The following is a 12867-nucleotide window of genomic DNA, read 5'->3' on the forward strand; positions in this document are numbered from 1 at the left end:
CGGCCGGCTGATCCTCGACGGCGACGTGATCCTGCCCGCCGACGGTTCGACGATGAACGAACGTCGCCGCATCTCCGCCAACGGCGTGATCGCGGTGACGGTCGCGCTCGACCAGAACGATCGCTTGCGTGGGCTGCCCGCGATCGCGATCCAGGGCATTCCGGTCGAAGAGGACCGCGACGATTTCCTCGACGAAGCCACCGACGCGGCCGCTCAGGCGGTGAAGAACGGCAAGAAGAAGGACGAAACGGCCCTGCGCGAAGCGATCCGCCTCGGCGTGCGCCGCACCGCCACGACCTGGACCGGCAAGAAGCCGGTGGTCGAAGTGTCCGTCATCAGGGTCTGATACGCCGATGCGGTGGAGCTCGATCGTCGCGATCTACACGCTCTTCTGGGCGTTGAGCTTCTTCTTCGTGCTGCCGTTCCGCCTGCAGACGGAGGGGCAGGACGAAGCCGTGCCCGGCCAGGCCGAAAGCGCCCCACCCAAATTCAGCTTCGCGCGCACCGCCAAATGGACGACGCTGGTCGCAGTGGTGCTGTTCGGGATCTATTATGCCAACTACGTCTATCAGTGGGTGCCGGTGCAGAGCTTCAACTTCGTACCGGACAGCGTGCTCGAGGGCAAATAACCCCTTCGTCATGCTGAACTCGTTTCAGCATCCACCCATCATCCGCTCCGTCCGCGCCTGTGGCACGATGGACCCTGAAACAAGTTCAGGGTGACGGACGATCAACTATCGGGCCGTCACTTCCTTAGCCGCTCGATCGCCTGCGCCAGCGCGACGTAGAGCTTGCCCGTGTCGGACGAGAGCATCGTCGTCGCGATCGGCGTGCCTTCGCGCGTTGCCATCACGCGGCGCAGCAGCGATTCGAAATCGTGGATGTAGCGGCTGACCTGGTCGCGGAACTCGCCATCCTCATTGTAGCGCTGGGCGATCGTGTGGGCGTCGGCGCGGTCGAGCAATTTGACCGCGCGGCGCGTGAAGATGCCGCGGTCGCCGCGCAGATAGGCTTTCCACTCCTCGTCGGTGACTTCGTTCGAGAAGATCTTGGCGACGTCGATCGCGGTCGAATTGAGCGCCTCAATCAGCAGGCCGGCGGTGCGCGCGAAGCTCTGGTCGTCATGCTCTTCTGTATCGCTGCGATTGGCCTCGATCCGGGCTTCGATCGCGGTCGCGGTCTCGGCGATCGTGACGATCTGGCGGGTGAGCCGTTCGGCGGCGAGCTGCGCGGCCTGGATCGCGTGTTCGGACGCGGAGCCGATCGCGGCGATCTCTTCCTTGCCGACATCGGCGAGCGCGGCGCTCATCGCGCGGGCCGCGCTCTCGCTCATGCGCTGGGCGACGCGCGGGATCGCGGCGGTGAAGGCGTCGCGCGCCTGATCGGCCGCCAAGGCGGCGCTGTCGCGCACCTGGTTCAGGGCCTCGACCAGATGGCCCGAGGCGCCTTCGCTGAGCGAGCGGACCTCGGCATCGGCCTTGGCGAGCAATTCCTCCAGCACGCGCGTCTGGTCGATCAGGGTGGTGAGACGACCATCGGCGAGGCCGCCGACCTCGCTCAGGGTCGCGCGCTGGCGCTCGAGCAAAACTTCCGCCTCGGCGAGGCGTTCGCCCACCGTGGCGGCGGCCTCGCTCAGGCTTTCGGTGCGCGCGCCGGCGGTGGCGATCGCCTGCAGGCTCTGCTCGGCATGGAGGCGGATGCGCGCCAGTGCGGCGGGGATCGTGTCGGAAATGGTGGCGTTGCTGGCTTCGGCCTGCGTGCGCAATTGCTCGACCCGGACCAGCAGGGTCTCGGCGGTCGTATTGCTGCCGCCAAGCGCGCGGCTGACCGCGTCGGCATGGGTCGACAGGGCAACGATATGCTCGGCCAGATCGGCGGTATGTTCCGCGCCCTTGTCGCCCAGTTCGGCGAACTTGGCTTCGACTCCGGCAATCGCGGTATCGAGTTGGGTGAGCAGGCTGCGCGCGGCCAGTTCCTGGCCCCGCAGGCCCGCGCCGATCCCTTCGACCCGCGCGACCAGCTCGTCGAGCCGCGCCGACAGCGCGCGCGTCGCGTCGTCGCCGGCAGCGGTGACCGAGGCCTGGCCCTGTTCGACCATCGCATTCAGTGCCGCGCTCTGGGTGGCGATGACCTGTCGGGCATCGTCGAGGCTTTCGGCGGCGGCTTCGAGCGAGGCGTCGATCGCGCGGCCCATCGATCCGGCCGCGTCCTCGATTCGTTTGTCGGCAGCGGCCGCGCTCGCCTCGATCCGGTCGAGCTGCGCGGCGAGGCGCGCGGCGGCGCCCCCGGTCGATTCGTTCGCGGCTTTTGCCTGAATATCGAGCGCTTGCAGCAGATCGGTGAGCGCACGGGCGCGCGCATCGGCCTCCGCGCCACCCTCGCGCAATCCTTCAGAGAGCCGGCGGGCGACGCCTTCGGCATTAGGCAGCTCGGTCAGCAGCACGCTCAGATCGCCACGCGCGACCGCGGTCGCATCGTTGAGCGAGGTGACCGTTAGGCTGACCGACGTCGCCTGCTCGCTGAGTTCGGCGGCGGCGCGGCCGATCCGGTCGCCGGCCTCGCTGCCCAATGTCTGCAGGCCGGCCGCCTGCTCGTTGAGCGCGCCGCGTGCTTCCTCGATTCGCTGGGTGAGCAAGGCAAGCGTGCCGGCAAGAACTTGGGTATCGCTGCGCAATTGGGCCGAGGCGCGGGCATAGGCATTCGCTTCGCTCCGCCCGGTCCGCATCAGCAGCAGATAAAGCACGGCAAGCAGCGCCAGCGGCCCACTGCCCAGGCCGATCCATGCCGCCAAAGTGAGCGGCGGCAACAGCCGGGTCGGGCTCGCCTGGAACAGGGTGAAGCCGAGCGCGGCGGCCCAGCCGAGCCCGATCAGGAGCAATAGCACACCGGCAAGGATACCGGGCCAGCGGCGCGGCGGTGCGGCCTCCCACACCGGATCGGCGTCGGGGGTCTCTTCCGTCGCTTCGACCTGCGGCTCTTCTTCCGCCCAACCCACGTTCGATACCCCCTGATTCATGGGGCAACTCTACCAGCTTGGCGGGCCTGCGGAAGCGGAGATGCGCGGCTACGCTTGATTTGATGCGCGTGGCGTCTGAAAGTCACGCGCGATGGAAGGGGAGGGTCCTACCGCGCTGATCGGCGCCTATGAACCCGGGCCGGGTCCGGGGGGCCTGCGCGCGCTGTTGCCGCTCGCCGGGATGAGCGTGATCGAGCATCAGGCCCGCCGCGCGGTCGAGGCCGGCGCGGCGCGCATCCTGTTGCTGATCGACGAAGCGCCGCCCGAATTGTCCGAGGCGATCGCGCGTTTGCGCCAGGACGGCATCCAGACCGGCATGGCGCAGGGCATCGATCAGGCCGCCGATGCGGTCGGCCAGGACGAGACCGTGCTGCTGATCGCGGAAGCCTGCCTGCCCGAGGTCGGGTTGCTGCGCGCGGTTGTGGCGGGACATGTCCCGGTCCTCGCCGTGCTGCCCGATACGGCCGAGCATGGCCAGTTCGAGCGGATCGACGCCGATCGGCGCTGGGCGGGCGTGGCGTTGCTCGATGGCCATCGCCTCGCGGAAACCGCGGCGATGATCGGGGCTTGGGACCCGATGTCGACCTTGCTGCGCCGCGCGGTGCAGGAAGGCGCGGCGCGGATCGAGGCGGTGCGGGCACCGATCCTCACGACCGACGCCGCCGCTTTGGCGATGGCGGAGGCTGCGATCCTCACCGGAGCACGCAAGCCGGCCGACGATTTGATCGGCCGCGTCCTGTTTGCGCCGACCGAGGAATTGGCGCTGCCGCTGCTGCTCGCACGCAAGACCGACGCGAACATGGTCGCCGCCATCGCGGCCTTGCTCGCCGTCTCCGGCGGGGTGTTGAGCCTGGCCGGGTGGCGTTGGCTGGCGCTGATCAGCCTGCTTTTGTCGGGGCCGGCGGCGGCGGGTGCCGCGCGGTTGGGGCGTATTCGTCAGCGATCGCGCTTTCAGGAGCGTCTGTTCGGTATAGCGCGGCTGTGCGGGGCTGGGCTGGCCACGATCGGCCTGGCGCGGCTGCTGGCGAACGCGTCGGGGCAATGGGGCTGGTGGCTGACCGGCGGGCTGCTCGGCGGCGCGATGCTGGGCCTGTGGGCCGAACGGCGGCTGAGCGCGCAGAAGCCGCCTATCTGGCTGGCGAGCGTCGATACGTTGATCTGGGCGATGCTGCCCTTCGCCGCCTCCGGCCATTGGGATTGGGGCCTGGCCGCGGCCACAGCCTATGCCGCCGGCTCGTTCGTGTGGGTCGAATGGCGTAAGGCGCGGGATAATCCGCCTGTCCCATGAACCTTTTGCCTCGGGCCTACGTTTCTGCGGCCCAAGTGAAAGGAGGATTTTCATGGCCGAATACACGCCGACCGACGCGATCGCCTTGTTGAAGGCGGATCACCGTAAGGTGGAAGAGCTGTTCGAGGAATTCGACAAAGCGCGCCGTTCGGATCGCAAGGCAGCGATCGTCCAGCAGATCTGCACCGAATTGAAGATTCATACGATGATCGAAGAGGAAATCTTCTATCCCGCGATCAAGCCCAAAACCGACGCCGCGATGGTGGAGGAGGGCGTGATCGAACATGATGGCGCCAAGGTGCTGATCAACGATCTCGCGCAGGCCGATCCCAAGGCGGAGTATTACGACGCCAAGGTCAAGGTGCTGTCGGAAGAGATCAAGCACCATGTCGCGGAGGAGGAGCGCTGGATCACGGGCATGTTCGCCCAGGCGCGCCGGACCGATCTCGACATGGAAGCGCTCGGCGCACGGATGGCCGCGCGCAAGGAGGAATTGGTGGCGCAGTCCCAAAAGAAGGGCGGATTGCCGGTAGCGAAACTGGAGGGCCTCGAACTGATCGAGGCGTGAGGGGTATGGCGACGGACCTCGGTCCGTCGCCCCCCGGATTCACCCTTTAGAGGGCGAGGAGCAGGCCGACGGCAAGCGCCTGTGCCGCGATCGCGAGCATCATGCCCGTCGCGTTTTCAAAGCTAGTCACGTGTGATTTCCTTCTGCATTTTATCAAGCGCATCTATTGTGCGGTGCAGCAGAGATAGGTGGCGTAACACTTTATCGCCAGTTCAAAACGGTTCGTCGCGGTTGCAGCTATTGCAATCGTGATCGAGCGGCATGCCGAGATCGGCGAAAGCCGACGCCACCGCTTCGGCGCTGGTGAGCGCGTCCAGGCAGGACCGGACGTGGAGCAGTCCGGTCATCACGGAATGGACCTGCTTGGGTCGAAACAGCGCTTCCGCGATCAGATCCAGCAACATCGCCTCGTCGCGCGTCATGCGCGCACAGCAACAGGGCGCGACCGTGAGCCTGGCGGTCGAGACACGCGACAATTCCGCCATCAGCGCACGCAGCAGGACGAGCGGGCGGCGATAGCCGAGCCCGAAGCCGGTGAAGATTGCGTGTGCTGCATGCGCGTCCGCGATCCCGCCTGCCGCCATTCGCCGGATCGCGAACAGCAGGAGCCGGCGATAGGGATTGGCCGGCGCGGCATGGGGCAGCAAGGCGGGGGATGGTTCGGTCGGACGCATCGGCGACTCCATATCAGGATCGCCATGCTTCCACTATCGCTATTGATAGTCAATCGCAATAATGACCGATTAGGTCGGCGGTGTCCCGTTCGCGGCCAGCACCGTCCCGGCCATGTAGAGCGAGCCGCCGATCAGAACGAGCGGCGCGGCACCATCGGCGGCTGCAATAGCCCGCAGCGCCGCGGCGGCATCGGGTGCGCTATCGGCCGTCAGCCCGAGTTCGCTTGCCGCAGAGCGGACCGCTGCAGCGTCATGATGCTCGTGCCCTTCGACCGGAACAGCGTGGATAAAGGCATGGCTGCCCGCAAACGGCTCGAGGAAGCCGCGCAGATCCTTGTTGGCGAGCATGCCGAGGATGAGATGGAAGGGCCGTCCCGGGGCCAGCCGGTTGCGGAAGAAATCTGCGACGGCGCGCCCTGCGGCGGGGTTATGCCCGCCGTCGAGCCACAATTCGCTGCCGGCCGGCAGCAAAGCGGGAATCGGCCCGGTGGCGAGCCGTTGCAGCCGCGCCGGCCATTCCGCCCAGCCCATCGCCGCGCGCAGCGATGCGACCGGAATTTCGATCGCATTCTGGTGCCGCAGCATCGCCACCGCCAGCGCCGCATTCGCGGCCTGATGCGCGCCCGGCAGGCGCGGCAGGGGCAGCTCCAGTTCGCCCGCTTCGTCACGATAATGAAGCTTGCCCCGATAGGCGGACGCGTCCCACACCCCACCCTTGTCCAGCCAGAGCGCGCCGACCGCGGCCACCGCGCGTCCAATCTCGTTCGCCTGCGATGCGGGATAATGGAGGGTGACGAGCGGCACCCCATGCTTGGCGATGCCGGCCTTCTCGGCCGCGATCTGCTCGATCCGGTCGCCCAGGAAGAATTGATGGTCGATCCCGAGCTGGGCGATGCCGCACATGACCGGTTTTTCGAGCACGTTGGTCGCATCGAGCCTGCCGCCGAGGCCGACCTCAATGATGCAGGCGTCGGCCGGATGGCGTGCGAAGGCGAGGAACGCGGCGGCGGTGGTTACCTCGAAGAAGCTCGGCGAAATACCCTCGGCGATATCGAGCACCTCGGCGAGCAGGCTGGCGAGCAGCTCGTCCTCTATCAGCGACCCGGCGATGCGGATCCGCTCGTTGAAGCGGACGAGGTGCGGGCTGGTGTAGACATGCACCTTGCGGCCCGACGCTTCGACGGCGGCGCGCAGGAAGGCGCAGGTCGAGCCTTTGCCGTTGGTGCCGGCGACGTGGAAGACGGGCGGCAGCGCACGCTCAGGATTGTCGAGCCGGTCGAGCAGCGCGCTGACCCGTTCCAGCCCGAGCGTGTCGGCGCCGGGCGAGAGGGTTGCCAGCCGGTCGAGCTGACGCTGAACCGCGGGATCGGACGAGACGGCGAAATCGGCCATTACAGGCCCTTACCGAGGCGGTTGAAGATCAGGCCGCCTGCTTGCCGGGGCAGAGATAAGCGATCAGCCGTGCCAGTTCGCTGCGCATCTTGTGGCGGTGCACGACCATGTCGAGCATGCCGTGATCGAGCAGATATTCGGCGCGCTGGAAGCCTTCGGGCAATTTCTCGCGGATCGTGCTTTCGATCACGCGCTGGCCGGCGAAACCGATCAGCGCGCCCGGCTCGGCGATCTGGACGTCGCCCAGCATCGCATAGGATGCGGTGATGCCGCCGGTGGTCGGATCGGTCATCACGACGATGTACGGCAGGCCCGCTTCGCGCAGCTTCTGGACCGCGACCGTGGTCTTGGGCATCTGCATCAGGCTCATAATGCCTTCCTGCATCCGCGCGCCGCCGCCCGAGGTGAAGATGATGTAGGGACAATTTTCCGTGATCGCCGCCTCGACGCCGATCAGGAAGGCCGCGCCGACCGCAAGCCCCATCGTGCCGCTGAAGAAGCCGTAATCCTGTACGCCGACGATCGCCTTGAAGCCTTCGATCCGCCCGCTGGCGTTGATCAAAGCGTCGCTTTCGCCGGTCTTGGCGCGCGCAGCCTTGAGGCGGTCGACATATTTCTTGGAATCGCGGAATTTGAGCGGATCCTCGCGCACCACAGGTGAGGGCAAGGGCGTGTAGATGCCGCCGTCGAAGATCGCGTCGAAGCGCTCGTCCGGCCCGATCCGCCCGTGATGCTGGCATTTCGTGCAGACCGATTGATTCTCTTCATATTCGCGCGTGAACAGCATCGTCCCGCAGCTCGGGCATTTGTGCCAGAGGTTGTCGGGCGTTTCGCGCTTGGGGATGAAGGGCAGCGCGTTGCGCACCCGATCGATCCAGCTCATGCCGCCATCTCCTTACGCGCGGCCCGTACGGCGCCGCTCAATTCCTTGACCAGTCTGGCCACGTCCGGTGCGGGGTCGATCCCGCGCTCGGCCGCTGCCGCGATAACGTCCACGATCGCCGATCCGACCACGACGCCGTCGGCGACCTTTGCCACCTCCGCCGCCTGCTCGGGCGTGCGCACGCCGAAGCCGACCGCGATCGGAAGATCGGTATTCGCCTTCAGCTTGGCAACCGCCTGCGCGATGCTGCCGCTCGCCGCCTGCTGCATGCCGGTGATGCCCGCGACCGAGACATAATAGAGAAAGCCGCCCGCGCCGTGCAGCACCGCCGGCAGGCGCGCCGCATCGGTGGTGGGGGTGGCGAGGCGGATCAACGCGATACCCTCGGCCCGCAACGCCGGGCCCAAAGCCGCATCTTCCTCGGCGGGCACGTCGACGCAGATCACGCCGTCGACATCGGCGCCCGCACACTGATCGGCGAACCAGGCCGCGCCGCGCCGGAGCATCGGATTGGCATAGCCCATCAGCACCAGCGGCACGTCGGGATGGCGCGCTCGAAAGCCGTTGGCGATCGCGAAGATGTCGGCGGTGCGCGTGCCCGCCCCGAGCGAGCGCAGGTTGGCGCGCTGGATGGCGGGGCCGTCCGCCATCGGATCGGTGAACGGCATGCCGAGCTCGATCACGTCCGCGCCGCCCTCGACCAGCGCATCGAGAATCGCGGGTGTGGCGGCGGGCGTTGGATCGCCGGCGGTGACGAACGTCACGAGCGCGGGTCGGCCCCTGGAGAAGGCATCGCCGAGACGGCTCACATCTTCACTCCCATCGCGCTCGCGACGGTGGCGACGTCCTTGTCGCCGCGGCCCGACAGGTTCAGCACGATGATCTGATCGCGCCGATATTCCCGTGCCTTGCGGATCACCGCCGCGATGGCGTGCGCGCTTTCGAGCGCGGGGATGATGCCTTCGGTGCGGGCGCAGATCTGGAAGGCATCGAGCGCTTCCTGATCGGTCACGGGTTCGTATTGCACCCGGCCGATGTCGTGCAGCCAGCTATGTTCGGGGCCGATGCCGGGATAGTCGAGACCCGCCGAGATCGAATGCGCCTCGGTGATCTGGCCGTCCTCGTCCTGCAGCAGATAGGTCTTGTTGCCGTGGAGGATGCCGGGCGTGCCGCCGTTGAGCGACGCGGCATGCTTGTCGGTGTGCACGCCATGGCCCGCCGCCTCGATGCCGAGCATCGCGACGCCTTCGTCATCGAGGAAGGGATGGAACAGGCCGATCGCGTTGGATCCGCCGCCGACCGCCGCGACCAGCAGATCGGGCAGGCGGCCTTCCGCCTGTAGTATCTGCTGCCTGGCCTCGATTCCGATCACCGACTGGAAATCGCGGACCAGCTCAGGATAGGGGTGCGGACCGGCGGCGGTGCCGATGATGTAGAAGGTGTCGTGGACGTTCGCGACCCAGTCGCGCAGCGCCTCGTTCATCGAATCCTTGAGCGTCTGGGCTCCGCTCGTGACCGGTACGACCTCGGCGCCGAGCAGCCGCATGCGGAAGACGTTGGGCGCCTGCCGCTCGACGTCCTTGGCGCCCATATAGATCACGCAGGGCAGACCGAAGCGCGCGGCGACGGTCGCGGTGGCGACGCCGTGCTGGCCGGCGCCGGTTTCCGCGATGATGCGCGTGCGGCCCATGCGGCGCGCGAGTAGGATCTGGCCGATGCAATTGTTGATCTTGTGCGCGCCGGTGTGATTCAGCTCCTCGCGCTTGAAGTAGATTTTCGGGCCCATGCCCGGGAAGCCAGTTTGCTCCGCGGAGGCACGCAGCGTCTCGGTCAGCCGCTCGGCATAATAAAGCGGGCTCGGACGCCCGACATAATGCGTCATCAGCCCGTCGAGCTCGGCCTTGAACGCCGGATCGACCTTGGCCGCGCGATATTCGCGCTCGAGCTCGAGGATGAGCGGCATCAGCGTCTCGGCGACATAGCGTCCGCCGAAATCGCCGAAATGGCCGGTGGAGTCGGGCTGCTGACGGAGGCTGTTGGGAAGGGTCATAGACGCGCCGCCGCTTGAAGGAAGGCCGCGATCTTGTCCACATCCTTGACGCCCGGCGCGCTTTCCACGCCTGAAGAAACGTCGACCAACGGCGCACGCGTCGTGCCCGCCGCTTCGGCGACGTTGGTGGGATCGAGTCCGCCGGACAGGGCCCAGGGCAGCGGATGGACGAAGCCGTCGAGCAGTTTCCAGTCGAAGCGCAACCCCATCCCGCCGGGCAATGTGCCTTTGGGCGTCTTGGCATCGTACAGGATACGATCGGCGACGCCGCGATAGGCGCGCGCCAGATCGAGATCGGTGCGGGTGCGGACCGGCACGGCCTTCCACAGTTCGAGGCCATGGCGCTTGAGCGCGCTCAGCCGTTCGGGGCTTTCGTCGCCATGCAACTGCAGCGCGGTCACGCCCGCCGCGATCACGCGCCCGATCAGATCGTCGTCGGGATCGACCAGGACCGCCGCCTTGCCGACGCCCGCCGGCGCGCGCGCGATCAGGCTGGCGGCCTCGTCCGGCGCCAGATCGCGCGGGCTCTTCGGGAAGAAGACGAAGCCGAGCCATGCGGCGCCGCCCGCGACCGCCGCGTCGACGGTCGCAGCGGTGGAGAGCCCGCAGATCTTGGACTGTACCGGCATGATGGCCGCGAGTTGGGGAAAGCCGACGATCAGCGCAAGCAATTAAGACTTTCGCCGCCCAAGCCTTGTGATTGGCGGGACCGATTGCCATAGCGGGATCATGCTGACCGCAATGGACATCATCGTCCTGATCCTGATCGGCGGCGGCGCCGTGATGGGCGTGATGCGCGGCTTCGTGATGGAAGTCCTGTCGCTGTTCGCCTGGGCCGCCGCCATCTTCGCGCTGAAGCTGTTGCACGGCCCGGTGGCGAGCCTGCTCGTCCATGTCGTCAAGAGCCCGAGCGGCGCGGCGGTACTGTCGTTCGTATTGGTGTTCGGCCTGGTCTTCTTCGGCGGCAAGATGGTCGCGGCCTCGCTCGGTCAGCGCACCAAGAAATCGGTGCTGGGCTCGGTCGACCGCCTGCTCGGTCTTGGCTTCGGCGCGGTGAAGGGGCTGCTGGTGGCGACCGTGCTCTTCCTCGGCGTGAACCTCGTTTACGACACGATCTATGGCGGCACGTCGGAACGGCCCGCCTTCATCAAGGGCTCGCGTACCTATCCCTTGCTCAACGCGAGCGGGCGCGCGGTGGTCGATTGGGTGCAACGCCGCCGCGACCATGCGACCCAGCCGGGCGACAACGTCCAGACCAATAGCAGCTAAGCGCATGTCGGCCGCGCTCTACAACACGCAGATCCTGAAGCTGGCGACGAGCATCCCGCATCAGGACAGGCTGGCGCATCCGCAAGGCACGTCGGAACGGCGCTCGCCGGTCTGCGGCAGCCGCGTCACGGTCGACGTCGTGCTCGACGGCGAGGGCCGCATTGCCGAGCTCGGTCAGGAAGTGCGCGCCTGCGCGCTCGGCCAGGCCTCGGCGTCCCTTATGGGCGCACACGCGATCGGCCGCACACGTACCGAACTGGAAGCGGCACGCGATGCGCTCACCGCCTTCCTTGCCGGCACGCGCGACGATCCCGGCGAATGGCCCGGTCTCGAAATCTTCGGCCCGGCGCGTGCGCACAGCGCCCGCCACGCCTCGATCCGGCTCGCCTTCGAAGCCGTGGCTGAGGCCGCCGCGCGCGCCGTCAGCGCCGAGGCCGCATGACCGAGACGCTCGTCACCGATGGCGTGATCATGCTGGGCGTGGCGCTCGCCTTTGTGCTGCTGTTCCGCAAGCTCGGGCTCGGCGCCACCTTGGGTTATCTCGTCGCTGGCGCGCTGATCGGGCCGCAGGCGTTGCGGCTGGTCGACGGCGCGCAATCCAAGCTGAGCATCGCCGATCTCGGCATTACTTTGCTGCTGTTCCTGGTCGGGCTGGAGCTCAATCTGACGCGGTTGTGGCGGCTGCGGCGCGACATTTTCGGGTTCGGTTTCGTGCAGGTCGCTTTGTGCGGCGCCGCATTGGCGGCGGTGATCTATTATTTCACCGGCTTTTCCTGGCAGGCGGCGCTCGCGCTCGGGCTGCCTTTGGCTTTGTCCTCGACCGCGCAGGTATTGCCGATGCTGCGGTCGGCGGGCCGCCTCAACACGCCGTTCGGCGAGCGCGCTTTCTCGGTCCTGCTGTTCCAGGACCTGTCGATCGTCCCGCTGATCACGATCATCGCCGCTCTATCGCGCGTGCCGGCCGATCCGGGCGCGCCGCCGGGTTGGCTGCTGGGCCTCTACACGGTTGGCGCGGTGATCGGGCTGGTGTTGGCGGGGCGCTATCTGCTCAATCCCTTGTTCCGTCTGATCGGGGGCCTGGGCGAGCGCGAATTGTTCGTCGCCGCCGGGTTGTTCACCGTGCTGGCGGCGTCGGCGGTGATGGAAACGCTCCATCTGTCGACCGCGCTCGGTGCCTTCATCGCGGGCGTAATGCTGGCGGATTCGCCTTATCGGCACGAGCTGGAAACCGACGTCGAGCCGTTCCGCACCGTGCTGCTCGGCCTGTTTTTCCTCGCGATCGGTATGAATCTCGATCTGCACGCGATCATCATGCGGCCGCTCTTCGTGATCGGCCTGGCACTATCGGTGGTGGCGGTCAAAGCCGTGGTCATCTTCGTGCTTGCCTTGCTGTTCGGGGTCGAACGGCGCCCGGCAGTCGCGCTCGGCCTGCTGTTGAGCCAGGGCGGCGAATTCGGCTTCGTCCTGTTCGGCCAGGCGGCGGCGGCGCAACTGATCGCGCCCGAGGCGGCGAGCCTGTTCGGTGCGATCGTCACGCTGTCGATGGTCACCACGCCGTTCCTGATGAAGGTCGCGACGCGCTTCAACCGATCGATGGAGGACAAGAAGCGCGACGATCTCGACGGGCCGGAGCATGCCGAGCAGGCTGCCGGCATCGTCGTCGGCTATGGGCGTTTCGGCCAGACCGTCACGCAGATGATGACCGGCGCCGGCTTCACGGTCACGAT

13 protein-coding genes and 1 pseudogene are annotated in these 12867 nt (G+C 67.1%); 7 read left to right on the top strand and 7 right to left on the bottom strand.

Annotated features, from left to right (window positions below; genetic code table 11):
- A pseudogene (locus VK533_RS14640) lies at window positions 1-346 on the top strand (MBL fold metallo-hydrolase); the annotation flags it as partial.
- Window positions 347-353: 7 nt separating this feature from the next.
- On the top strand, window positions 354-629 hold the full coding sequence (locus VK533_RS14645; protein ID WP_324378939.1) for a DUF1467 family protein: 276 nt from the start codon (window positions 354-356) through the stop codon (window positions 627-629).
- 116 nt (window positions 630-745) lie between these two features.
- Here VK533_RS14645 and VK533_RS14650 read toward each other — a convergent pair whose 3' ends face one another.
- The gene (locus tag VK533_RS14650; protein ID WP_324378941.1) at window positions 746-3016 is read right to left on the bottom strand and encodes a hypothetical protein; all 2271 of its coding nucleotides are present in this window, start codon (window positions 3014-3016) and stop codon (window positions 746-748) included.
- A gap of 91 nt (window positions 3017-3107) precedes the next feature.
- On the opposite strand from VK533_RS14650, the gene VK533_RS14655 reads away from it, so the two are divergent.
- Window positions 3108-4304 carry a hypothetical protein gene (locus VK533_RS14655; protein ID WP_324378943.1) on the top strand — a complete coding sequence of 399 codons (1197 nt, stop codon included), beginning with the start codon at window positions 3108-3110 and terminating at the stop codon, window positions 4302-4304.
- A gap of 52 nt (window positions 4305-4356) precedes the next feature.
- Window positions 4357-4872 carry a hemerythrin domain-containing protein gene (locus tag VK533_RS14660; RefSeq protein ID WP_324378945.1) on the top strand — a complete coding sequence of 172 codons (516 nt, stop codon included), beginning with the start codon at window positions 4357-4359 and terminating at the stop codon, window positions 4870-4872.
- A 212-nt stretch (window positions 4873-5084) separates the two neighbouring features.
- Here the strand turns inward: VK533_RS14660 and VK533_RS14665 are convergent, their stop codons facing one another.
- The 6 genes from VK533_RS14665 to VK533_RS14690 form a co-directional block, all read right to left on the bottom strand.
- Window positions 5085-5546: a DUF6628 family protein gene (locus tag VK533_RS14665; protein ID WP_324378947.1), complete on the bottom strand. Its 462-nt coding sequence runs from the start codon at window positions 5544-5546 to the stop codon at window positions 5085-5087.
- Window positions 5547-5615: 69 nt separating this feature from the next.
- A complete protein-coding gene (locus VK533_RS14670) occupies window positions 5616-6938 on the bottom strand; it encodes a bifunctional folylpolyglutamate synthase/dihydrofolate synthase (RefSeq protein ID WP_324378949.1) in 1323 nt (440 codons plus the stop codon).
- Window positions 6939-6966: 28 nt separating this feature from the next.
- Window positions 6967-7821: an acetyl-CoA carboxylase, carboxyltransferase subunit beta gene (gene accD, locus VK533_RS14675; protein ID WP_324378950.1), complete on the bottom strand. Its 855-nt coding sequence runs from the start codon at window positions 7819-7821 to the stop codon at window positions 6967-6969.
- Window positions 7818-8630 (bottom strand): tryptophan synthase subunit alpha, encoded by an 813-nt coding sequence (trpA, locus tag VK533_RS14680; protein WP_324378952.1) that lies wholly within the window; start codon window positions 8628-8630, stop codon window positions 7818-7820. Before trpA ends, accD begins: the two co-directional genes overlap by 4 nt.
- Window positions 8627-9871, bottom strand: coding sequence for a tryptophan synthase subunit beta (gene trpB / locus VK533_RS14685; protein WP_324378954.1), 1245 nt, complete (start codon window positions 9869-9871; stop codon window positions 8627-8629). The genes trpA and trpB overlap by 4 nt, the downstream gene beginning before the upstream one ends.
- Entirely contained in the window at window positions 9868-10500 is a 633-nt protein-coding gene (locus VK533_RS14690) for a phosphoribosylanthranilate isomerase (RefSeq protein WP_324378960.1), read from the bottom strand. The genes trpB and VK533_RS14690 overlap by 4 nt, the downstream gene beginning before the upstream one ends.
- Before the next feature lie 103 nt (window positions 10501-10603).
- Between VK533_RS14690 and VK533_RS14695 the strand changes: the two genes are divergently transcribed.
- The 3 genes from VK533_RS14695 to VK533_RS14705 form a co-directional block, all read left to right on the top strand.
- Window positions 10604-11140, top strand: a complete 537-nt coding sequence (locus VK533_RS14695) for a CvpA family protein (protein WP_324378962.1) — start codon at window positions 10604-10606, stop codon at window positions 11138-11140.
- A 4-nt stretch (window positions 11141-11144) separates the two neighbouring features.
- The gene (locus tag VK533_RS14700; protein ID WP_324378956.1) at window positions 11145-11582 is read left to right on the top strand and encodes an iron-sulfur cluster assembly scaffold protein; all 438 of its coding nucleotides are present in this window, start codon (window positions 11145-11147) and stop codon (window positions 11580-11582) included.
- The coding region (locus VK533_RS14705; RefSeq protein WP_324378958.1) for a cation:proton antiporter at window positions 11579-12867 on the top strand (1289 nt) is incomplete at its 3' end. The genes VK533_RS14700 and VK533_RS14705, both read left to right, overlap by 4 nt.

It is taken from the genome of Sphingomonas sp. (genome assembly GCF_035317925.1).
GTDB lineage: Bacteria > Pseudomonadota > Alphaproteobacteria > Sphingomonadales > Sphingomonadaceae > Sphingomonas_I.